The organism is Actinomadura geliboluensis, from assembly GCF_043197915.1.
GTDB lineage: Bacteria > Actinomycetota > Actinomycetes > Streptosporangiales > Streptosporangiaceae > Spirillospora > Spirillospora geliboluensis.
The window spans coordinates 155676-176007 of the sequence record NZ_JBICUA010000016.1 but is presented as its reverse complement, the minus strand read 5'-3'; the positions used below and the strand labels follow the sequence as shown (position 1 = coordinate 176007).

Genomic DNA, 20332 nt, shown 5'->3' with positions numbered 1-20332 from the left:
GTTCCGACGCCGGTGACTGGAGCGCGCCCTTCTCGGCCACGAAGCCGACGCCTCCGGGATGCCGCAGGCGACTGAGCGTCGGCCTTCGGACGGTCTGAGGTGGGTTGGCAACTCGTCACCACATCGCTGCGCTGGTGCTCAGGCAGCACCGTTGGCGTACGAGTGCCTGCGGGACGCCGTCACTCCCGTCCGCCCGGCGACGTAGGGGCACCGCGCCCTGGCACGGGCGGCTGCTCGTGCTGAACGCCGAGGACGCGATCTTGTGCGGGCACCGGTCCGCAGCAGTGCTCCATCTCGCTCGATGAAGCCCACCTGTCGGCAGACGTCGCGCATTCCCTCTAGGGAGGTGCCGTGACGGGATGTGGTTGACGTCTGCGTCCAGGAACAGGCGCAGCCGGCGGCCTGTGCGAGGAGTTGGGCTGGTGGGACATCCAGGCCGGGGGCTGGACGACCCACCGTGACCCAACAAATCGTGCCGCTGCTGAGGTGGTCAGTGCCGGGGTGGTCAGTGGGTGTTGAGGGCGGACTGGACGGCGGTGCGCAGGGCCGCGCGGGTCAGCAGGAGGACGGGGCCGTCGGGGTCCTTACTGTCACGCACAGCCACCGCACCGGCCACGTCCGCCAGCTCGACGCACTCGGCAGCGTTAGAGCCGCTGTAACTGCTCTTGCGCCACTTGGTGTTCGTCAGGTCCATCTTTCTTGAGCCACCTTCCTGATCAGCTCGCGTGACTGCTCTTGTGTGAGTGCACGTGAACGGAGGTCGACCAGCGTTCGAGCCATGACGGAGAGGTCGGCGGGGTCGTCCGTCGTGATCGAGCGAATGGCCGTTTCGGCGTACGCCACCTCGCTCCGATCCTCCATGGTCGCGAGTACAAAGGCGCCCATGTTGCCGTCGTGCTCACCGCTGCCCAACACTACTTGAACGGTGATGTTGGGCATCATGCTGATCTCGATCAGGTGCTCCAGCTGCTTGCTCATCGTTTCGGTGGTCCCGACCTGGCGGTAGAGCACCTGCTCGTCGATCAGGAAGACGACGATCGCCGGACCGCGCTCGTCGTCCCTGGTGAGGATGGATTGGCGCTTGATCCGGAGGTCTGCGGCCTCCTGGTTGCCGTGCACGATGGCGAGCGCGTATTCGGGGGTCTGGGCGAGCCCAGGGACGACGGAGTGCTGCCAGCAGATCAGCATGACCGCGTCGGCCTCGATCTGGGGCCAGTCGAACCAGATCGGGACGGGGTGGCCGTCCTTGTTGAGGTCCTCCCAGAGGTTGATGAGTGCGCCGTTGGCTTCCAGGTACTCGTCCACGCATTCCACGAAGGCGCGGGTGGCGCGCTTCTTGCCGTTCTCGATCTTGCTGACCTGTGGGCCGCTGACCTGCGTCAGGTGGGCGATGGTCTCCTGCTTGATTCCTTTGGCTTCGCGCAGTCGGCGCATCTGACGGCCGAAGGCGATGAGGGCGGGGGATTCGCTGGGACGCCGGGGACGTCGCGGGGGCATGGCTCCTGCCTCTCAGTGGAAGGTGCCTGAACGGGGAGTGATCTTCCTTTGTTTGCCACCTTTCGATGGCAACCGCATCGTAGCCAGAAAAGTGGCTCACTGTGTGTTGTACGCCACACACAGTGAGGAGAGGTTATGGGTCAGGCGGCGGTGGAGAACGAGATGGTGGTGAAGCAGGACCTCAAGGTGGTCGCGGAGATCCGGGAGTTCGTGCGGCTGGTCACCGGCGTGTACGGGATGGACGACTTCGTGCCGTGCCTGGTTGCCAGCGAGCTGGTGACCAACGCCCTGCAGCATGCGACGTCCGCGACCGACGACGACGTGATCCTGCGGTTGAGCCGGACCGAGGACGACGCGCTGTGGATGGAGGTCCAGGACGCCGCGTGCAGCCTGCCGCACATGCTGGCGGCCGACACGTCCAGCGAGACGGGCCGGGGCCTGTTCATCGTCGACCAGTACGCCCGCTGCTGGGGTATCCGCGCCCTGGCAGACAACGCTGGCAAGGTCGTCTTCGCGGTCATCGACCGTACTTGAAGACCAGCGGAGGGGCGTTCCCTCCCGTCCGCCCCTCCGCTATCTACTGGACGCCTTCCTTCCGGCGCTCGGACGCAGCGGAATCCGCGTCCACCTGCGGAGGGCTATGGGGACGTGGGGAGGCGGATACGGGTGAGAATGTCGGCGATCTCGCGGGTGCGTTCGTCGTCGGGACCGTTGATGACGAGGTGGTCCTGATAGAGGGTCTCGAAGACGTTCTCTGCGGCGGCCTTGTCACCGGCGGACAGCAGGAGCATGCCGATGCTGTGCCGAATGTCGAGTGCGAGTTCGCTGGCGTGGCTGTCGGCGTTGGCAACATCTTCGAGAAGGCGGCGGAACTGGTCCAGCGCGACGGTGTTCTGGCCGAGGTTCGCGCGGCAGAGAGCTGCGTAGCGGCGGGAGCCCAAGGCACGATCGCTGGACGGCCCGGCGGTGCGTGCGTAGGCATCGGACAGAGCGTCGAACTCCGGCAGCGCCGTCCGCGAATCTCCACCGAGATAGAGGATCAGAGCACGGTGGAAGCGGAGCTTGAGCAGGTCGGGGCTTTCGGAGCCCAGCATCTTGGCGGCTGGGCTGATGACGGCCTCAACGACGTCGGCGGCCTGCGCGAACCGCTCGGAGCCGAGGAGTTGGGTGGAGCGCCGGAGAGCGTCGTCGATGGCGTTGCGGAGTTGGGTCGGCGGCGTGGTCGGTGCGTGCGGCACGGTCGGCGGCGCAGGGATGGGGGAAGGCCGGCTCGTGCGGCGGCGCGGGGCGTTCGGCTGCCGGTAGAGGAGCGTCGGGTCGGGCATCTCGCCGAGCCGCCGGCTCGTGGCGAGCGCCGGTGAGCCGGGGGACGGAAGGAACGGGAGAAGGCGCTCATAGACGGTGTAGGCGTCCGCCGGCCGCTGCTCAGGCTTCTTGGCGAGCAGGTCCAGGACCAGTTCCTCAAGCTCTGGCTGCACTTCCGGACGCAGCTTGCTTAGCCGCTCGGGTTCGGCAGTGCTGTGCTGCTTCCAGAGTTCGAACTCGCTGTTGCCGTCGAAAACCGGGGCCCCCGCCAGGAGTTCGTGCAGGACGCAACCCAGCCCGTACAGGTCGCTCTGCGGCGTCACCTGGGCCGCGTTGACCTGCTCAGGGGACATGTAGCGGCTGGTGCCCATCGGTGCGCCGGTGACCGTGATCTTGGTGACGTCGCGGCGCAGGATCGCGGCGATGCCGAAATCGAGGACTTTGACGGTGCCGTCATCGGTCACCAGGACGTTGTCCGGTTTCAGATCCCGATGGACGACCGGGATCGCATGCGCGTGAGACAGGACGGTGGCGATCTGCGCGGCCGTCGCGGCGGCCCAGGCGATCGGCAGCGGATCGGCCGGGTCGATGTAGGAGCGCAGGTTCCTACCCTTGATGTACTGCATCACCAGGTAGAGGCGATCCGCGGAGTCGGCGTTCAGGACCGCGTCGTAGACCTGGGGGACGCCGTGGTGCTGGATGCGGGCGGTGACGCGCGCCTCGCGGCGGAACCGTTCGGCCAGGTCGGCGATGCGCTCGGGAGTGAACAGCATGTCGGGGCGGATGGCCTTGACAGCGACCTCGCGGTCCAGGACGGTGTCGTAGCCGCGCCAGATCGTGCCCATGCCTCCAGAACCGATCTCCTCGATCAGTTCATAGCGGTCGGCAATGGTCCTGACCGGCATCCTCGCTCCGCGTGCAGTCGCCCTAATTTGCCCTGGTCAAGTCTCCCGAGGGGAGAGATTGCCTGTCCAGCCGTCCTCCGATCCGCTCGGGGAACGGCCGGACGGGCGAGCGATCAGGCGACTCCGGCCTGTTCGCGCAGCAGTTGCCATGCCGCACGGCGGGCACGGCTGTTCAGGGACGACTTGAACTCGGGGTCGGAACCGAAATACTTCTCGCCGAGGGTGGCGATGGTGTCGACGTGGTCCATCATCTTGTCCTCGAAGACCTTGTCGAAGACGACTCCGAAGTTCTCCTGGTCGTTGTTGGCGACCGCGGCCTGTTTGACCTTGGGGTCGGCCATCGCCTCCTCGAACGGCTGGATGATGTCCTCTTCGGTGAAGTCCGTGCCGAACTTGGCGTTGAACTTCTCGATCAGCTCCTCCAGCGGCGACTTCTCCGGCTCCTGGGCACCGCCGGCGCCTTCTCCGAAGCCTTTGACCACGGTGGCGCCTTCGGGAGTGAGGCTGAGATCGTGCTCGCCGGTCTTCTCGACCCGCATGTGGCTGAGGTCGACTTCGCCGATGTCCACACCGCCGTCGGCGCGCCGGGGAAGCCGGTTGAGCAGGTGCCGTCCGTACAGGTGGAGGCGCTCCAACTCGGCGTCGCGGTACGGGACGATCTGCGAGAGGAACCCGTACTTGCGCACGTAGTCGTTGAGGTTCGCGCGGAAGTCCTCGGCGATCTCGTGGTCGTCTTCGTCCTCGCTGTCGATCAGCGCGGTGAAGCGCACGACGGCAGGATTCAGGAGCCGGTACAACTCGGCGTGCAGCTTCTCCCAACGCGCGGTCGAGCCACCGGCCTTCTCCTCGGCTTCGAGGTAGGCGCGGGCGAACTCGTCCATCTCCGCGTTGGCGAGGATCTGCGCCGACATGACGCGGCTCTGCGCGGTGTAGAGGAGGTTCGGGTCCGAGGGGAGGGTCATCGCCTCCTCGTAGTACGGCCGGAACGCGTCCTGGACGTCTTCGGCGTCGTTGACGAAGTCCACGACCGCCAGGTCGGTCTGGCTCTTGCGGTCGGCGGTCCGGTTGAGCCGGGACAGCGTCTGGACGGCGGAGATACCGGCCAGCTTCTTGTTGACGTACATCGTCGTCAGCAAGGGCTGGTCGAAACCCGTCTGGTACTTCTCGGCGACGACGAGGATTCGATACTCGGGCTTTCCGCGTCCGCCCGTCTGCGTGCTGAGGTCGTCGGCCCGCGTGTACGCGAACGCCTTGGGCAGGGCGCTCTCAGGCAGGCCACCGTTCTCCTTGGACTCGGTGACCTCTTCCTTCTCGTACGTGAGCGAGCCGGAGAACGCCACCAGGACACCGATGCCGTATCCCATGTCATCGATGTGCTGCTTGATCGCACGGGACATCTGCACGGCGCTCTTGCGCGACGCGGTCACCACCATGGCCTTGGCGCGTCCGCCGAGCCGTCCCTGCGTGTGCGCCCGGAAGTGCTCAACGATGATCTTCGCGTGCTGCGCGACGGTCGATGGATGCGTGATCGCGTACCGCGCAAGCAGCGTGTTCGCCTTGGACGGGTCGACCTCGCGGTCATCGGGGTTCTTGTTGACGAGCTTCCAGTACGTGTCGTACGTGACGTAGTTGCGCAGCGGGTCGAGGATGAAGCCCTCCTCGATCGCCTGCCGCATCGAGTAGGTGTGGAAGGGCCGGTACGTCGGCCTGCCGTCCACGGTGTCCTGCGTGCCGAACAGCTCCAGCGTCTTGCTCTTGGGCGTGGCCGTGAACGCGAAGTAGGACAGGTTGGACGCCTGCGAGCGTTGCGCGGCCCTGCGCTCCAGCTTGGCCTCGACCGTCGTGGCGCCCTCGTCGTCGGAGTCGGCGTCCAGGCCCAGGTCGCGCAGAGCGGCCTTGACCGCCGTCGCCGCGTCCCCGGACTGGGAGGAGTGCGCCTCGTCCACGATGATCGCGAAGCGGTGCCCGGCGATCTCGGTCGGGTTGCGCCGCAGGAAGTCGATCAGCGCCGGGAACGTCTGCAGCGTCACCGTGATGATCTTCCCGGACGACTGGGACAGCGCCTTCGCGAGCTGCTCGGACTTGGCGCCGATCTTCTCGTCGATCTTCACCACGAGCCCCGCGGTCTGCTCGAACGCGCCGATGGTCTCCCGCAGCTGGGCGTCCAGGTTCCGCCGGTCGGTGATGACGATGACCTTGTCGAAGACCGGCGTCCCCGGCTCGACCCCGTTCGCCACCGCCTCCGGGGCAAGCTCGGCCGCGTTCACCGACGTGTGCAACGACGACAACCGGTGCGCCAGCCACGCGATGGTGTTCGACTTGCCCGACCCGGCGGACGCCATCACCAGGTAGTTGTGACCGGCCCCGTAGCGGGCGGCGTGCCCGATGAGCTTCGTGACCACGTCCCACTGCTGGTAGCGCGGGAAGATCAGCGTCTTGCTCGTTCGCCCGCCGGCGCTCTTCGTCTTCTGCTCGTGGACGAACCGCTGGAGCATGTCCAGCCAGGTGCCCGGCTCCCAGATCCGCGTCCAGAGGTACGAGGTCGCGTACGTCCCCGGCTCGACCGGCGCTGGGTTGCCCGCGCCGCCAGGTTGGCCTGGCCCCTCAGAGCCAGTGTTGAACGGCAGAAACCGTGTCTTCTGCCCCCGCAACTGCGTCGCGACGAACACAAGGTCCGGGTCAACGCAGAAGTTCGCCACCACCCGGTGCCGGAAGATCAGCTCACTCGGATCACGGTCGCTGCGGTACTGCTCCTTGGCCCGCTCGACGCCCTGCCCGGTCAGCGGATTCTTCAGCTCGGCCGTCGCGACCGGAATCCCGTTGACGAACAGCGCCAGGTCGAGCCGGTTGCCCTTGTCCGCCTGCTTGGTCGCGTACTCCAGCTCGCGCACGACCGTCAGCCGGTTGGCCCGGTACTCGTCCAAGACGGAGTCGTCCAGCACAAGGTTCGGCTTGAAGTAGGCGACCCGGATCAGGACCCCCCGGTCCTTCACGCCCTTCCGCAGGACGGTGAGCACCCCGTCCTCGGCAATCGCCTTGTCGAGCCGCTTCGCAAAACCGAGCTGCGCGGCCCCGGTGCTGTTCCCGTAGAGTATGACGAGCCGCTCCCACTCGTCGCCCTGGGTGTCCCCGATGAACGTGAAGAGCTGCCGCGTGTCCAGCCCAAGCTCCGGTCGGTAATCCCGCGGATCACCTTCCTGCCAGCCGCCCTTGAGCATCGCCGCGACGATCGCGTCCCCGAACGCCCTCTCGTCATGCACCGGACTCATGCCCTACTCCGTAACCCCACGACCGGACGCCGTGGACACATCGAACTGCCCCATAACCGCCGCCGAAATCAACGCCTGCCGCCGCTCCATTAGCAGGGTCGCCTGGTCCTGGATCCGTTCGCTGAGCCTATCGATCCGAGCGACGGCATCGTCTATAGCGGCCACCAACCTGTCCTGATATTTCCGGGGAATGGAGGGGATGGGTATTTGTTTCATCGCCCCGACGTTGAAGTGCGCCTGGATACTTCCCGTTGAATATTCTTCGACGTGTCGCCGTGCATAGCCAGAATTGAGAACATATTCCAGGTATCGAGGAGAGAGTGCGGGTCCAGGTCGAATAATTATCAGATCGATGCAGTTTGCGCCGTCAAGAGCGGACGGAACTACCGCAGCGGCGCCTGCCTGACCGGTTCGCACAATGACCAGGTCGCCCGATCGCAGGCGTGATTTTCGATTTTCAAGGTGACCCGCATCGCTAATCTTTACTAGATTAGCTCCACTTATTCTTCCAGGTCTTACGTTAGTCCCGCGGAGAGCAGGCACGCCTCCGTTCGTGACATACCATTTGGCGGGAGTTATGACAATGCCGACCGTCACTTCCGCTGCGAGATACTTGAGAGGTGTAACTTTAGCCTCTTGGATGGCGGAATCGAGTTGGAGGTTCGATTCTATTAGGCGTTCACGTTTAAGCGCCAGCAAGCTTGCCATCTTCTTGCGTGCTGCTGCGAGAGAGTCAATGCGGGCGGTCTCGACGTCGAGGAAGTCGGCGATGCGCCGCTGCTCCTGACGAGGAGGCAGGGGAGCGGGCAGGCGCTTGATATCCCATTGAAAGAGATGCGGAACCCCCATTCCTCCTTTGAGTTGATTAATCGTCGCTTGTATGAATTGACTTTCGAGAAGATATTTCAGAAACGTAGGGTCGATGCCGAACGGTCTAATGACTGCGATCGATCCGTTTACCGTAGCCGACCGGGGGAGAAATCTGACGATGTTAACGATCCCAAGGGTGTTGCCGTCCTTGGCGAGTAGGACGTCGCCCTTCTGGAGCTTCAGTTCAGGAGATTCTTCATACCTCTCTTCAGTTATGAAGTTGACGTTCTTGAAGTCAATCTCTTGAGTTTTGATGTTGGGTGTGGAAAGAAAGGCGTATCCATCTAGTTGATATTCATCGGCCGTCAGGGCCTTCCAGCCGATCCTGGCATTTACGGAAGCGACTCGGTCCACTCGGGTCGTTGACCAAGTTTCGGGCAAGGGGGGAAGCTGGATACTCACTCGGTCACCTCACTGAGGAGGGCCTGGATTTCGGCTTCGAGGGCCTTGAGTTCTGCGTCGATCTCGCTGAGGGGGCGCGGGGGTTTGTAGACGTAGAAGTGGCGGGTGAAGGGGATCTCGTAGCCGATCTTGGTTTTGGTGTGGTCGATCCAGGCGTCGGGGACGTGTGGGAGGACTTCGCGCTTGAGGTACTCCTCGACGTCCTCGTCCAGCGGCACGTTCTCGTAGTCGCGGAGGTCGGTGTCGGGTTCGATGACGCCCTTGCGCACGTACTGGGTCTCGCCTTCCGGGTCGCGGACGCCGATGGCGTCGCGGACGGCCTTGGCGAACGGGGCGCCGGGCGGCCACTGGAGGCCGGCGTCGACGACCGCGCCCATGAGGGCGTTCAGCATCTCCGCCTTGGTCGGCCAGGTGGTGCCGAGGAGGGGGCGCACCGCATTGATGAGAGCTTCCGCGTAGCCGAGCTTCTGAACCTGCTTGGCCGCCTCAAGCGCGGCCAAGGTCTCGTCGGTCAACTCGAAGCGGAGCTTGAGGGGGCGCTCGACAGTGATGCGACGGTAGCCGAAGTCCTGGTTACGGAAGACCTTCACCTTGCCGTGGAGCGGGTGCTCGGGGTCTGCGGCGACCTCCAGGGCGTCGCCGTAGAGCTGCGTGATCTCGGCGATGTGGTCGGGACGTCCCTCCAGGCCGTCGCCGATCTCCTTGCGCTTGTCGCCGAGGGACTTGCGCATTTTCTGCCAGTAGTCCCGGGCGTCCAGCAGGACGACCTTGCCCTCGTGGTCGGGGTGCTTGCGGTTGGTGACGATCCAGAAGTACGTCGAGATGCCGGTGTTGTAGAAGAGCTGGTCGGGCAGCGCGACGATGGCTTCGAGCCAGTCGTTCTCGATGATCCACTGGCGGATCCGGGACTCGCCGGACTCGGCGGCGCCGGTGAACAGCGGGGAGCCGTTGAAGACGATCGCGATGCGGCTGCCGCCGGTCTCCCGCGGCTTCATCTTCGAGATCATGTGCTGGAGGAACAGGAACGAGCCGTCGTTGATGCGCGGGAGCCCGGCCCCGAAGCGTCCCGACTCGCCGAGCGTCTCGTGCTCGTGCTCGATCTCCTCTTTGACCTTCTTCCATTCGACGCCGAACGGCGGGTTGGCCAGCATGTAGTCGAACTTCATGGTGCGGTGGCCGTCGTCGCTGAAGGAGTTGCCGAACGCGATGTTGTCCGGTTCCTGGTCCTTGATCATCAGGTCGGACCGGCAGATGGCCCACGACTCGGGGTTGAGCTCCTGCCCGTACACCTCGACTGTCGCGTCCGGGTTGAGGGACGTGATGTACTCGTGCGTCGTGCTGAGCATCCCGCCGGTGCCGCAGGCCGGATCCAGCACCCTGCGTACGATGCCGGGGACGCTGAGCGCGTCGGCGTCCGGCGCCACCAGCAGGTTCACCATCAGCTTGATGACTTCGCGCGGCGTGAAGTGCTCACCGGCCGTCTCGTTCGACAGCTCCGAGAAGCGCCGGATGAGGTCTTCGAAGAAGTAGCCCATGGCGTGGTTGGACACGACCTCGGGGCGGACGTCCAGGTCGGCGAAGCGGCCGACGACCTTGTAGAGCAGGTTCGCGCCGTCCAGCCGCTTGATCTGCTGGGCGAACTCGTACTTCTCCAGCACCTCCCGCGCGTTCGGGGAGAAGCCCGCGATGTACTTGGTGAGGTTCGTCGCCGCGTGCTCCGGGTCATTGGCGATCTTCGCGAGGGTGTAGCCCGTGGTGTTGTAGAACGACTGTCCCGACGCGCGGCGCAGGAACCGGTCGGTGTCCATGTCCTTGCCCTCGAACCGCTTGACCGTCTCCTGGACGGCCGCCCGGGTCGGCTCCAGGACGGTCTCCAGCCTGCGCAGCACTGTGAACGGCAAGATGACCTTGCCGTAGTCCGACTGCTTGAAGTCTCCGCGCAGGAGGTCGGCGACCGACCAGGCGTGATTCACCAGTTCGGTGTGCTTGCTGTGGTTCAAGGGGTTCCCTTCCGGATGTGGCAGCCTGCGGAGCAGGGATTCTCAAGTTTGGGGCATGGACGACGGCCTGCGCTGGGGCTCACGGCAACTCTGTCGTCGGGGGAATCAGCGCGCCGCTGCTGAGGGTGGCGGCTATGAGGCCGGCTGTCTCATCGGCGCAGTTCGCGGCGTTCCGTGCGGTGCTCCGGAGTGCGTCGACTTGGCGGAAAGCATGACCGTAAGCGGTCTGCTCGCCGATCGGTAGCAGTGGGACGCGCAGTCGGGACGCCACTAGCTGGGGAGTGGAACTGCCGGTCGTCGCCTGGCTGATGTTGTCCGGCGCGCTGACGAACCCGGCGAGGAACCAGGGATCGAGGCGCGCCGGGTCGGGCCGTAGCAGGAACACGCCGTTGCCGAGCAGGCATCCGGCGTCGTCCTCGCCCACCACGCGCGTCGCGACGCCCTGCGGGCCGACGACCTGCGTGACCAGGACGTCTCCCGCCTCGAGGGCGACCGGATCGGCCAGGTGCACTTCGCGCGCGTCGCCACTGGCGCGCGTCCCGCCGATCAGGTCGCGCGCCCGCAGGACGGGACGGTCCGCGAGGTCGGCGGCCACGAAGTCGGCCGACGCGGCTCGCGTTCCCCTGTGGACGGCGAGGGCGCCGCCGCGGGCCAGGTCGGCGATGGTGGCGGTGCGCCAGGTGCGGCTCGTCTCGCCGGCCGAGGAGAGCGGTCCGATCTCGGTGGCGCCGGTGAGTGCTGCGATGTCTGCTTTGAGGCGCTCGATGAGCTGTGCGACGTCGCGCAGGGCCGCGTCCGGGGTGATCACCGGTGCCGTGCGGACGTGCCGTGCGGGTGAGAGGTCGACGAGGTCGTCCAGGAGGTCGATCGCGGGGACGGCGCGCGCGGTTCCCGGGATCTCGGTGAACTCGGCGGGGTCGGCCGGCTCGGTGAACGCCTGCCAGGTGCCGACGATCGTCTCGTGGAGGCCGGTGGAGGCGGACTCGTCGGAGGCGTCCATCAGCAGGACCAGGTCGCGGCCGGGGCGGTCGGGCTCGGGGCCGCGGAGTATCCACAGGTGAAGCCCGATGTGGTGCGGTACGGCGAGGCCGGCCGGGAGGGCGATGACCCCGTACAGCGCCCCCTGCCGGAGCAGTTCGGCCCGGATGCGGCGGCCGGACGGTCGTGACGCGGTCGCCGGCGGCAGCAGGAGCACGGCGTGGCCGCCCTCGGCCAGATGCGCCAGAGCGTGCTGGACCCAGGCGAGTTCCGGCTCAGAGCGCGGCGGTACGCCGTACGCCCACCGGACGTCGAGTGCCAGGTCGTCGTGCCCCCACTCGCGGTCGCCGTAGGGCGGGTTGCTCACCACGGCGTCCACATGCAGGCCGGGGAAGGCGTCGTCGCGGAGGCTATCGCCGGTCCGTACGTCCGCTGAGGTCTTGGGGGCCGCTTCCGCCAGCCGGGCCCTGGCCTGGGATGCGGTGATGGGACGGTACTCCTGGCCGTGCACGGCCGCGCCGGGCTCAAGCGCGGCGGCGACCGCGGCGAGCAGGCGTCCGCCGCCGCAGGCCGGGTCGAGGACGCTGCGGACACGCGGGCCCCCGGTCGTCACCAGCGCGGCCATCAGGTCGGCGAGTACGTCTGGTGTTGGATGCGTCCCGCGGATGCCGATTGGCGCCTCGGTGTGCTCGTCAAGGACGTCGAAGACGGCGAGCGGGCCTTCCTGCTGCGTGACCTGTGCTGCCGCACGGAGGAGTGTCGCGGGGACGTCGGTGTGGGCTGGCTCGCCGACCCCGGCCGACGCGACCGCTTCCGCGTACAACGCCGTCAGCTCGCCGTCGTTCAACGCTGCGATTGCGGCGCGCTTCCCGGCGTCCAGCCCGGCCAGGTGCGCCGTGAACAGCGCGACGCCTTCGGCTTCGCGCGGCGCGCGGCCGCGCAGGTGGGCCCGCAGGTCGTCGCTGGACGAGCGCGCGGGGAGGCGGCCCCGCGCGTCGAGCCATGCCTCGATCTGCCGCCGGTCGTAGCTCGGGCTCGCCTCCGTCCCGCCGCTGGGCTGCGGAAAGTCGGGGTGGCGCCGGCGCCAGTTGCTCACGGTCGCCCGCGTGACGCCGGCGAGCCGAGAGATCTCGGCGGCGGTCAGCTGTTCGCTCTGCGATGCCATCGGATCATCCTCATCAGCTTTCGGGAGCATCGCCACTGTACATCATCCAAAGCGCTAAAGCTGTTTGACAGTGCTTTCACGTCATGCTCTCATGGTGATGCTTTCAACGGCTCGGCGTGAGGAGCGACGGATGACCGGGTGGGTGGCGATCGACTTCGAGACGGCGAACTCCCTGCGGGGAAGCGCGTGCTCGGTAGGGCTCGTCAAGGTGAAGGGAGGGCGGATCGTCGAGGAGTGGTCATCGTTCATCAAGCCCCCCGACGGCTACGACCACTTCGAAGCGCGCAACATCGGAATCCACGGCATCACGGCGGACGACGTCAGGGGCGCCCCCGGCTGGCCGGAGACACTGGAGGGGATCGTCCAGTTCGCCGACGGCACCCCGCTCGTGGCGCACAACGCGGCCTTCGACATCGGGGTGCTCGCCGACGCGAGCCGGGCGAGCGGCCTGGCCGTCCCGGACCTCCGCTTCGCCTGCACGCTCGTCCTCGCGAGGCGGGCCTGGAACGGCCTGCTGTCGTACAAGCTCCCGGTGCTCGCCGGCGCGCTGGGCATCGAACTGGCCCGCCACCACGACGCCGGCGCCGACGCGCGAGCCGCGGCCCAGGTGATGCTCGCCGCGCTGAGGCGGCAGGGGACGGACTCGCTCGACCGCCTCCTCGCCGTCCACAGGATCCGGATGGGCTCCTACCGCGGCGGCGTCCGCCAGGGGTGCGCCTACCGGGGAGGCGCGCCGCCCGAGCCGTCCCCGGACGCCGCCCCCGACGCCGACCCGGACAACCCGTTCTACGGGCTCACCGTCTGCTTCACCGGGTCACTGCCCGGCATGACGAGAGCGGAGGCCGCCAAGCGGATCGCGGCCCTCGGAGCCCGGACGGTCCGTGACGTCACCGGGTCCGTCGACCTGCTGGTGCTCGGCGGCGTCAAGCCCCACCAGCTCGCCCCCGGGGCGACCAAGACCGGCAAGCACGCCAAGGCGCAGAAGCTCCGCGACGCCGGTCGCGACATCACCGTCATCGACCACGAGGAGTTCCACGAACTGCTCGCGGCGGCCGACGGCTGACCAATCCGGGCAGAGGCTCCCCGGCCTCCGCTTCCACCCTCGATATGCGCCGCCGCCCGCTGTTCCAGCCCGGCACCGGCGGGCGGCGGCACTTCCCTAGCGCCCCCATCTGGTGATGCGTCCGTGAAGGACGCGTCCGAACAGCATCAAGGAGCACACCATGCGCAAGATCATCATCGGCCTCGTCGCGGTCGCCGTCCTGACCGCCGGCTGCGAGCTGGAGGAGGATCCGGTCGCCGTCCAGTCCGCCGACCCGGGCACGTCCGCGGAGAAGAGCGGCGCCGCGACCAAGGGCAAGAAGACCTTCCCGATCAAGCTCACCGCCAAGCGGGCGCGCGCGAGCAAGAGCATCCTGAGCGACGGTGGCGCCCTGTCCTGCGTCAAGGTCACCGTCACCAACCAGACCAAGAAGCAGCTCGACGTCAACCCGCTCTACTTCTCCATCACCGACACCGGCGGCACCAAGCACGACACCAGCGACGCCCTCGGCGATTACGAGGGGCAGATCGCCACCACGGAGCTCGCCCCCGGTGAGAAGGCGACGGGCCTGGTCTGCGCGAAGGGCAGCTTCCGCCCCAAGATCGTCGCGATGACCAACCCCCTGTTCGACGAGGCCGCCCGCGCCGAGGTCGCCTCCTGAACAGGAAAAGGGCGGGTGGTGGGCCGAGAGCCGCTGCATATTCGGCCCCTGCCGCCACAAGACAACTGTTTCGTCACTTTGTGTGGATAGGCCACAACGCCGGGCTAGCGTTCCTTTCGTCCCCTCGCCACAGGACCACTGGACGCTGCGCTCCGGGTGCAACGCGAACGAGGAGACCATGAAGATCCTGCATGCCGCCGATCTTCACATCGACAGCCCGTTACGGGGACTCTCCGCCTACGAGGGCGCGCCTGAAGAAGACCTGCGCCTGGCCACTCGACGAGCCCTGGAGAACCTCGTCCGGCTCGCGATCGAGTTGCCCGTGGACGCCGTCCTCCTGGCCGGCGACGTCTACGACGGGGACTGGAAGGACTACCAGACCGGGCTCTACTTCAGCGGACAGATGGCGCGCCTCGGACGTGCCGGCATCCGCGTGTACATGGTCTCGGGGAATCACGACGCGCAGAACCGCACGATGCGCTCGCTCAGGCTTCCCGACAACGTGCACGTCTTCGCGACGAACAGGCCCGAGACCGTCCGGGACGAGAACGTCGGACTCGCCGTCCACGGCCAGGGGTTCGCCCAATGGGACCTCACCGACAACCTCGCCGCCGGGTACCCGCCGCCGGACGGCGGCCTGTTCAACCTCGGGCTGCTGCACACGGGTCTGGACGGCGGCTACCGCGAGCACAAGCGGTACGCGCCCTGCACCGTCGCGGACCTGGAAGCTCGGGACTACGACTACTGGGCGCTCGGCCACGTCCACACGCAGCAGATCGTCCGGGACGAGCCGTGGATCGTCTACCCCGGCAACATTCAGGGACGGCACGCCCGCGAGACCGGTCCGAAGGGCTGCATCGTCGTCACCGTCGACGGCGACCTCCGCGTCGAATCGGTCGAACACCACGACCTGGACACCGCCCGCTGGGAGCGGCTCGACATCGACGTCACGGGACGCGACGACATCGACCAGGTGCTCGGCCTCGCCGCCGAGTGCTTCCAGAAGATTCCGGAGGAGAGGCTGACCGCCGTCCGCGTCACCCTCACCGGCACGACGTCCGCGCACACCGCACTGTGGCGAGACCGCGAACGGATCCTCAACGAGCTGCGGGCGGCGGCCGGCCACCACCCGAACCTGTGGCTGGAGAAGGTCAAGGTCCGCACGTCCAGCGAGGACGGCGGCGACCCCGGCGAAGGCACCTCCGGACACCTGACCGATCTTCGCCGTACCCTCTCCGTGCTCGGCGCCGACCCGGACGGCCTCATGGCCAAGCTCTCCGCCCACCCGCTCATCGGACGCATCCCGCGCGAGATCAAAGGGCCGGAGGGCATCGCCTCGACGGACCCGGCGTGGCTCAGGAGCCTGGCCGACGACGCCTACCAGCTCGTGGAGTCCCTGCTGCAGGAAGCGCGGTGACCGGAATGCGCATCGAACGCCTCGACCTCATCGCCTACGGCGCCTTCGACGGCCACACCCTGGACGGGCTGGGCCGGGCCGGCGTCCACCTGGTCCACGGCCCCAACGAAGCCGGCAAGTCCACCGCGCTCAGCGCCCTGGACCAACTGCTGTACGGCATCGACCACGCCACCCCGTACGCCTTCCTGCACGGCACCCGGACCCGGCTCGGCGCCCGCCTCTCGGCGGCCGGTGGGGTGGCCCTGGAGATCGTCCGCCGGAAGAAGCGCAAGGACGCACTCGTGGACGGCGACGGAACGCCGATCGGCCAGGACGCGCTCGCCCCGTTCCTCGGCGGTGTCGACCGCGACACCTTCACCACCGAGTTCGCCCTGAACAGCGACGAACTGCGCAGAGGTGGGAAACTGCTCGCATCAGGCGAAGGCGACATGGCCCAGCTGCTTGCCGCCGCCAGGTCGGGGATGCGCTTGAAGGCCGTCCTCGAGACGATCGAGAGCCGGCAAGGCCGCCTGTTCCTGGTTCGCGGAAGGACGACTCCCAGGATCAACGTCGCGCTTGGACGCCTGAAAGAGCTCCGGCTGACCGTCCGCCACACGACGCTGCAGCCCGATCAGTATCGGGACGCCGAACAGGCCGCGGCCGAGGCCGCGAACAACCTCGTGGCGGCCGAGAAGGAACTGAAGCGAGGGCAAGCGCTCCGGGAGGCCAAGCAGCGGCTCCTCGGGATACTCCCCCTCCTGGACGAGCAGCGCGACCTGGAGGAGCAGATCGCGAAGATCACCGCACGAGGACCGTCCGCCCCTGACGACATCCGCGAGCAACTCGGCGACCTACTGAGGGAGCGGAGCAACTATCACGCGGTGCGCTCGCAGAACGCCCCGCTCGTTGAGGACATCGATCAGCGGCTCGTCACGATGGGCGACGACACCTCCCTCCTCCCGAACGCCGACGCGATCGAGCGGCTCTCCAAGAATGTCACCGCGATCCTCGAAGCCATGAGGCAGCAGGACGAGTCGTCCGGGAAGGCCGCGCGCACACGCACCGAAGCCGGATCGCGGCTGCGCAGCGTCCATCCGCGTGCGACCCTGGCCGACGAGAACCTCTACCGGCTCCCCGCCGCTCTCCGCACGACGGGCCAGAACCTGAGGGACGAGGGCCGCAAGCGCCGCGACGCCCTCGACCGCGCCCGGAACACGGCCAAGCGACACCGGGAGAAAAGCGAGCGGCTCGGTAAGCAGCTCAGCTCCCTCCCGGCGAGCGAGGACGTCACGCAGCTGAAGAACGCGTACACCGCGGCCCCGCACGACCTGCCGGGCAAGCTGGCGAGCACCCGAGCCACGGAGAAGAAGCTCGCGCGGCGGTTCCGGCAGACGCTGAACCGGCTCGAGCTTCCCGAGCTGTCACCCGCAGACGTCCTGGACCTCCGGATCCCCGAGCTGGAACGAGTCACCGAAGCCGAGGCCGGCCACCGCGAACTCGACAAGGGGCATCGCGAACGCGCCGCAGAACTCGACCAGGCTCAACGGCAGCTCGCGACGTACCGGAGGAAACTCGACCGGCTCGTCAGCGGCGACGCCCCACCGACCCGCGACGACCTCCGCACTCAGCGCGCCCTGCGAGACGAACTCATCACCCGGTTCCGGGACGACCCGGGCGTCGAAGCCTCCCTCCAGGAGGCCGTGCGGCGAGCCGACACCACCATCGACCTGATGCTGCAGCACGCGGAGGAGGTGAACAAGCGCACCGAGACCGAGCGCGAGATCGCCGAGCTGGAACCGGCCGTCCCCGAGATCCAGGCGGCGGTGGAGGAAGCGTACGCCGACCTGGTCCAGGCCCGGCAGTCCTGGGACGCACTGTGGGAGGGCCTTCCCGCGGTGCCGCCCGAACCCGGCAGGGGAGCGGGCGTCCTCGACGCCTTCGACAGGCTCAAGACCGAAGCCCAGGACCTCCAGGACGTTCGCATCGACCTCCGCGAACAGCGCGACCGCCTCCACGCGCACACGGCCCGGCTCAAGGACCTGCTGCGCCTCGGCGACGCCCCGCCGTCCACCGACGCCGCCGTGCTGTTCACCGAAGTCCTGAGCACGGCCGGTACCCGCCTCGACGAGAATGACGCAGCCGCCGTGAAACGCGCCGTGGCACAGCGCGACCTCGACAACGCCGAAGCCGAACTCGCCGACGCGGAGGCCGCCGAGACCGCCGCGGAGAAGGACGTGGACGAGCACGGGAAGCTGTGGCGACAGTTCCTCGGCAACGTCGGCCTGACTGCGGACCGTGACTTCGACACCGCTCTGGCCGAGTTGGACATCCTGTTCCAGGTGGCGGATGAAGTCGACGCCGTGACCGCGATCGAGGACGCACTCCGGCAGGCCGAGAAGCGGATCTCCGACTTCGAGGGGCTGGTGCGGGAGACGATGCGTTCTTGCGGTCGGAGCGTTCCGGCGTCCACCATCGGCTGGCACCAGGCAATCGAAACCCTGGCGCGGGACCTGCAGAAGCAACGGGACGACGACCGCGAGCGTCAGAGCCTACTCGACCAGAAGTCGAAGCTCGGCAAGCAGATCGAGGAAGCTTCGCTCGGGCTGAGGGGAATCGAGAGCCGCCTCCAGGACTTCCGCGCACGCCTCGGCGTATCCACGATCGCCGAGATGGAGGACGCGGTGACCCGCGCCCGCGACCTGAGGGAGAAGTCCACCGCCCTGGCGAAGATCCAGCGGGCTCTTCCGTCCGGGGCAGAGCTCACCTGGCTGAGCGGGCATGGGGCGTCCGTCGGTGAACTGACGGCTGAGCTGGCCGAACTCGACCAGCGGATCAGCGAACTCGAGGGGACCAGGGACGGCTGGCTGGAACAGCGGACCACACGGAGGGAGGCGCTCGGCCGGCTCAACGGCGGCGAGGACGCCGCCCGCGCCGCCGCCGACATCGCCGCGATCTGCGCCGAGCTGGCGGAAGACGCCGAGGAATTCCTGCGCCTGGAGGCCGCGAGGGTCGCCCTCCTGGCGTGCATGGAGGAATACCGGAACAGTGACCAGGAACCTGTCCTGGCGCAGGCTTCGAAAATGTTCGCCAAGCTGAGCCTGGGACGCTACACCGGGCTCGAACTGTCCGACGAGGAACGTCCGAGTATTCGCGCCAAGTCGTCCACGGGAACGCTGGCTCCCACCGCACTCAGCGAGGGCGCACGCGACCAGCTTTACCTTGCGCTACGCCTGGCCACCCTCGAACGCCATGCCGCGGCCGGCAACGCCCTCCCGATCGCCGTCGACGACATTTTCATGACGTTCGACGAGCGGCGCACGGAGGCGGCCCTGCACGTCCTCGACACCATGGCCGACCGATTCCAGGTCATCGTCTTCACACACCACGAACACGTGATCCGCAGTGCCGCCAAGGAACTGCCCGAGGGGCGGTGCCACGTACACCAACTGTCTAGTAGTTAGCCCGAATGACGGGAGATAGACGGCACGCTGTGCCGTCGTCTTCCGCCGCCGAACGCCGCCCTTATCCCACACTCCCGCAAGGAGAAACGCATGCATGAAACTTCGGATTCGATTGAGTCCTTCGAACCAGAGACGAACGGCCACAGCAAGGGCGCTGAATCTCCCGTCGCGGACGATCCGACGCCCGACTCGGACGACGACTCGGCGACGGCATCGGCGAGTTTGGGAATGTCCCCGTATGAAGCGCGCACCTGGACGGCGCTGGAGGCTCACTGGCAGCGCAAGGCTGACCGGCGACGGTTGATGCCGGCGAAGGCTCGAGCCGCCGTCGAGGCCGCTGGGGCGAAGACGAAAGATGTCTTGGGGCGCGCGGGAACCGCAGTCGTGGAAGCTACCCCCGACTCCGTCAAAGCCATCGGCGAGCGGGCGGCCGACACGGTGCTCGCTCCAGCCGTGGAGGGTGCTGTTCGCTTGGTCAATCTGGCCAACGACTGGGCGGTGGAGCTCACGGATCCGCAGAAGGTCATCGACTTCCATCGGAACCGCGGTCGCGATGTTTCGTCATTGGAAGACCTCCGTGAACTGGACCTCGCCGAGCTCGATGAGGTCGTCCGGAACCTAGTACTGAAATGGCGCTCCCTCGGAGCGGCCGAGGGGGCCGCGCTCGGCGCCCTCGCCCTGGTTCCGGTCGCAGGTGGCGCGGCGGCGATCACCGCGGACATCGCCGTCATGCAGGTGCTGACGACGGCGATCGCAACCCGCGTTTGCTATGCATACGGATTCGATGCAGCCGACCCGGAACTTCGGCACGTCGTGGAGCGGATGGTGGCTCGATCCTTTGGCGAGCAGATCCCAAAGGCGTCTACAAACCGCAGTGCGAATCTAGCCGCGGCGGCTGTCAAGGGACGCAAGAACTGGAGCAAAAAACTCCGTGACGACCATAAGCTTCTTGCGGCTCTTGAGAAGCTAATGAAGCAGTGGAGCGGCAGTTCTCGCATTCCTGTCGGCAAAGTGGCGAAGGGGATTCCGGTGGTGTCAATCGTGACATCGGCGGGCACCAACGGTTGGGTCATCGGGGATGTCGCGAAGCAAGCTCGTCGCTACGCTCAGACGCTTTTCCTTGCCGAGAAGTACGACCTGCCCCTGCCCGCACAGTTGGCGACCTTCGCCGGCGAGGCGGATGACGAGGATCCGGCGTAGGATGCCCGCGCTATCCGTCCGCCAGTCCCCGGGGTGATGTCCCGCCGGTCGTATGCGCACACGCGAATCGCCAGATCCGGATCGCTGCCTTCGGACTCTACGATGGTTCCTCGAGGACCGGAGATCCGCCGTGTCCTCGGTACTGTCGGTGCGACCTCCGGGGGACGACGGAGAAGGTGGC

Annotated in this window: 13 protein-coding genes; 6 read left to right on the top strand and 7 right to left on the bottom strand. The window is 67.1% G+C overall.

Features of this window, described 5'->3' with window-relative positions:
- Positions 1 to 505: 505 nt before the first annotated feature.
- Positions 506 to 694 (bottom strand): DUF397 domain-containing protein, encoded by a 189-nt coding sequence (locus tag ACGFI1_RS39395; protein WP_392792795.1) that lies wholly within the window; start codon positions 692 to 694, stop codon positions 506 to 508.
- Positions 685 to 1497, bottom strand: coding sequence for a helix-turn-helix domain-containing protein (locus tag ACGFI1_RS39390; protein ID WP_392792794.1), 813 nt, complete (start codon positions 1495 to 1497; stop codon positions 685 to 687). Before ACGFI1_RS39390 ends, ACGFI1_RS39395 begins: the two co-directional genes overlap by 10 nt.
- Before the next feature lie 135 nt (positions 1498 to 1632).
- Between ACGFI1_RS39390 and ACGFI1_RS39385 the strand changes: the two genes are divergently transcribed.
- On the top strand, positions 1633 to 2031 hold the full coding sequence (locus tag ACGFI1_RS39385; protein ID WP_392792793.1) for an ATP-binding protein: 399 nt from the start codon (positions 1633 to 1635) through the stop codon (positions 2029 to 2031).
- A gap of 104 nt (positions 2032 to 2135) precedes the next feature.
- Here the strand turns inward: ACGFI1_RS39385 and ACGFI1_RS39380 are convergent, their stop codons facing one another.
- From ACGFI1_RS39380 to ACGFI1_RS39360, 5 genes are all read right to left on the bottom strand, one after another.
- A complete protein-coding gene (locus ACGFI1_RS39380; protein WP_392792792.1) occupies positions 2136 to 3707 on the bottom strand; it encodes a serine/threonine-protein kinase in 1572 nt (523 codons plus the stop codon).
- Positions 3708 to 3820: 113 nt separating this feature from the next.
- A complete protein-coding gene (locus tag ACGFI1_RS39375; protein WP_392792791.1) occupies positions 3821 to 6976 on the bottom strand; it encodes a type I restriction endonuclease subunit R in 3156 nt (1051 codons plus the stop codon).
- A gap of 3 nt (positions 6977 to 6979) precedes the next feature.
- On the bottom strand, positions 6980 to 8248 hold the full coding sequence (locus ACGFI1_RS39370) for a restriction endonuclease subunit S (protein WP_392792790.1): 1269 nt from the start codon (positions 8246 to 8248) through the stop codon (positions 6980 to 6982).
- A complete protein-coding gene (locus tag ACGFI1_RS39365) occupies positions 8245 to 10248 on the bottom strand; it encodes a type I restriction-modification system subunit M (protein ID WP_392792789.1) in 2004 nt (667 codons plus the stop codon). The genes ACGFI1_RS39370 and ACGFI1_RS39365 overlap by 4 nt, the downstream gene beginning before the upstream one ends.
- A gap of 79 nt (positions 10249 to 10327) precedes the next feature.
- Positions 10328 to 12391 (bottom strand): N-6 DNA methylase, encoded by a 2064-nt coding sequence (locus ACGFI1_RS39360; RefSeq protein ID WP_392792788.1) that lies wholly within the window; start codon positions 12389 to 12391, stop codon positions 10328 to 10330.
- A gap of 130 nt (positions 12392 to 12521) precedes the next feature.
- On the opposite strand from ACGFI1_RS39360, the gene ACGFI1_RS39355 reads away from it, so the two are divergent.
- The 5 genes from ACGFI1_RS39355 (at position 12522) to ACGFI1_RS39335 (ending at position 20151) form a co-directional block, all read left to right on the top strand.
- On the top strand, positions 12522 to 13454 hold the full coding sequence (locus ACGFI1_RS39355) for an exonuclease domain-containing protein (RefSeq protein WP_392792787.1): 933 nt from the start codon (positions 12522 to 12524) through the stop codon (positions 13452 to 13454).
- Between the two features lie 160 nt (positions 13455 to 13614).
- Positions 13615 to 14094 (top strand): DUF4352 domain-containing protein, encoded by a 480-nt coding sequence (locus ACGFI1_RS39350; RefSeq protein WP_392792786.1) that lies wholly within the window; start codon positions 13615 to 13617, stop codon positions 14092 to 14094.
- Between the two features lie 178 nt (positions 14095 to 14272).
- On the top strand, positions 14273 to 15511 hold the full coding sequence (locus ACGFI1_RS39345; protein ID WP_392792784.1) for a metallophosphoesterase family protein: 1239 nt from the start codon (positions 14273 to 14275) through the stop codon (positions 15509 to 15511).
- 5 nt (positions 15512 to 15516) lie between these two features.
- The gene (locus ACGFI1_RS39340) at positions 15517 to 18951 is read left to right on the top strand and encodes an AAA family ATPase (protein WP_392792804.1); all 3435 of its coding nucleotides are present in this window, start codon (positions 15517 to 15519) and stop codon (positions 18949 to 18951) included.
- A 90-nt stretch (positions 18952 to 19041) separates the two neighbouring features.
- Positions 19042 to 20151: an EcsC family protein gene (locus tag ACGFI1_RS39335; protein WP_392792783.1), complete on the top strand. Its 1110-nt coding sequence runs from the start codon at positions 19042 to 19044 to the stop codon at positions 20149 to 20151.
- The last annotated feature ends 181 nt before the right edge of the window (positions 20152 to 20332 follow it).